The following is a 1,509-nucleotide window of genomic DNA, read 5'->3' as shown; positions in this document are numbered from 1 at the left end:
CGAGCATTCCGACCTGAACCTGAACCGGCTGGAAGAAATATTTACGGAAGATGAGACATTTGACCTGGAAAATTTGCTGCTTTGTATTTTTAACTAAAAAAAGCGGAAAATACTTTCAAAATACGAATACGTTAAAGAATAAAAATTTATTTTAAAATACACTTGACTTTAAAAAATTGGTAAGTTATACTAATTAAACAATTTGCTTGAATTAATATAAAAATTAGAAGAAAGGAGGCAGGCAAAATGAGAAACTTTAAATTAAACGTAATAATAACATTCATAAATAATCGCATTTCAGTGAATCAAAATATGAATAATCAGCGGACATTTTGTCTGCCTTTTCAATGAATATCGTAATTTTAATGAGGGAGTATGTCTGTTGAGATATCCTGCATTTCTACGATAGGAATAGAATAAGGTCAGTTAAAAAGCGTCTCTGGTCATTCAGAGGCGCTTTTTTGCTGTGTCGGAAACGGCACATAATAAAGTAACTACTCATAGCAGTACAGCTCATGACACCATGACATATCGCTGCACGAAACGAATTTATAATGGAGGGGAACAGATTTATGGAAAGGAATCAGACAGGAAAGGTGCGCCTCATCGCCCGTTTCCTGAAAGGAAATTTACACTTGTTTGTATTTGCACTGGTATTTTCAATGTTGAATACCATCTTTAACTCATTGACACCTCAGATTGTGCGAATCTCTGTTGACTCGGTAATCGGGGGAGCAGACTGGCAGCTGCCAAAAAGGCTGGTTGACTTTCTGCATCTTGAACAGCTGTCCGGTACCGGCAGTAAAGCACTGTTGGCAGCGGCGGCGGCTGTTATGGTAACCGCAGTCATGTCCGGGATTTGCAGCTATTTCAGTAAAATGGGCATAGCAAAAGGCTCGGAGTCCTTTGTAAAAAGTATCCGTGACCAATTATATGCCCATATACAAAAACTTCCGTTTTCCTGGCATGTGAAACATCAGACCGGAGAAATTATCCAGCGGTGTACATCGGATGTGGAGGTTGTCCGGAATTTTGTCTGTAATCAAATGGTAGAAGTGTTTCGAACCAGTTTTTTAATCGCTTTATCCATGGGCATTATGTTTTCCATGAATGTGAAAATCTCCCTGGTGGCACTTTGCTTCATCCCCGTTATCATGGGATACTCGGGATTTTTCTATGCGAAGATAGCAAAAAGATTCTTAAAAGCAGATGAAGCAGAAGGAGAGTTATCCAGCGTAGTTCAGGAGAATCTCACCGGAGTCCGGGTCGTCCGGGCATTTGGACGGGAAAAATTTGAAATTGACCGTTTTGATCATAAAAACGAAGCCTTTGCAAGCCTGTGGATTCGTCTGGGACGCCTGATGAGTGCCTACTGGGGAATCGGAGACTTAATCACTGGGCTTCAGATTCTCACCGTGATCTGTGTAGGTGTTACCGTCGCCGTAAACGGACAAATTACCCTTGGGGAATTCCTGGCATTTGTATCCTACAATGCCACCATGGTATGGC

1 protein-coding gene is annotated in these 1,509 nt (G+C 40.9%); it reads left to right on the top strand.

The genetic code is table 11. The annotated features are described in order from the left end of the window. Positions 1–572: 572 nt before the first annotated feature. On the top strand, positions 573–1,509 hold a 937-nt coding region (locus tag ACH2DQ_RS14020), incomplete at its 3' end, for an ABC transporter ATP-binding protein (RefSeq protein ID WP_395027148.1).

Source organism: Robinsoniella sp., from assembly GCF_034124845.1.
This window is presented reverse-complemented; position numbering and strand designations above follow the sequence as displayed.